The following is a 1,519-nucleotide window of genomic DNA, read 5'->3' on the forward strand; positions in this document are numbered from 1 at the left end:
GCTTCCTCGCTGTTAGCAGTTAATGCGCCTGTCAATACTGGGTAATATAAACCAGTACACGAGAGGTGTTTTCATATGTTTGCCGTCACATTTTCAGATGGACAAATGGAGGAGCTCCTTCACATTCCTGAACCATGGTATATTGATCAAATCCGGTTTGAGCTGGAATTGAAGCAGTTGGATGTTTATGTAAAGTTCCGCAAAGATGCTATGTTTACCTGTTCAGACTGTGGAGCGCCGTATCAACCGGTTAAAGATATTGCTGATCGTGACCGCACCTGGCGTCACCTTAACTTCTTTGAATACCCTTGCTATATCCATGCGGAGCTGCCCCGGACACATTGCGGCAAATGCAATCGCATCATGCGAGTAAACGTTCCGTGGGCGCTCGATAAACCCAAACATTACTTCACGCTTTACTTCGATGCGCTCATCATCAAGCTTGCAAAAGATATGCCGATGAATGCCGTCAGTCGATTGCTTGGCGAGCACGATACGCGGCTGTGGCGAATTCTTCACCATTACGTTGATAACGCAATCGCGGCACAAGACTTGTCTCACGTTACGAAGATTAGTACGGATGAAACATCGGCCAAACGCGGTCACAATTACATTACAATCTTCATGGATCCAGAGCAAAAGAACGTAATCTATGTGACCAAAGGGCGGGATTCCGGCACCTGGGCGGAATGCAAGAATCAACTGGAAGCCCACGGCGGGAAAGCTGATCATATCACAGAGGTCTGCATGGATATGTCTCCGGCGTTCATTAAAGGAGCCGAAGCAAACTTCCCTAAAGCGGCGATTACCTTTGATAAGTTTCATGTTATTCAGGCAGCTAATGAAGCCGTAGATGAAGTGCGTCGTCGGGAACGGAAAAGCAGCGCCATATTGAAAGACACACGATATCTATGGCTCAAAAACCCTGACAACCTGACGGATTCTCAAAAGGAAACGATGGCTAAACTCAAGGATTGTGACTTGGATACTGCAAAAGCATACCGAATGCGATTAATCTTGCAGGAGATCTACCGCTATCCAGCCTCGATTGCACCTGCGGTACTCCAAGACTGGATTCAGTGGGGCTTGCGCTGTCGTCTTGCGCCCATGGTAGAGGTCGCTAAAATGCTGCAGAAGCATTATGACGGCGTCATCCAGTGGTTTAAGTCGAAACTGAATAATGGTTTACTTGAAGGCATAAACAGTCTGTTTCAGGCTGCTAAGCGAAAGGCCCGAGGTTACCGCACTGAGAAGAACATCATCGCGATGGTTTACGTCCTTGCCGGCAAGCTCAATTTCGCCCTGAAATAAGAAAAGAATTGGCAACAGCATGGAGCCACGCATCGCTCGCACCTGAACCAATTCCCTTGTCCAGCCACCAGTGTGCCCAACTAAGGCTCTGTTTATGCCACAACAGAAGGTGAACGCGGAGCGAAGCATCTATACCAATTCCCTTGTCCGATTTTCAAAGGTTTTAATGACTACTAACTGCTGTTTGCATCGCTAACGGCGAAGAGCC

The 1,519-nt window shown here is 47.8% G+C and carries 1 protein-coding gene; it reads left to right on the forward strand.

Going from position 1 to position 1,519, the window contains the following annotated elements:
- The first annotated feature begins 75 nt into the window (after positions 1-75).
- A complete protein-coding gene (locus DQG13_RS30255) occupies positions 76-1,311 on the forward strand; it encodes an ISL3 family transposase (protein ID WP_113023916.1) in 1,236 nt (411 codons plus the stop codon).
- Positions 1,312-1,519: the final 208 nt, after the last annotated feature.

The organism is Paenibacillus sp. YN15 (assembly GCF_003285005.1).
GTDB lineage: Bacteria > Bacillota > Bacilli > Paenibacillales > NBRC-103111 > Paenibacillus_AR.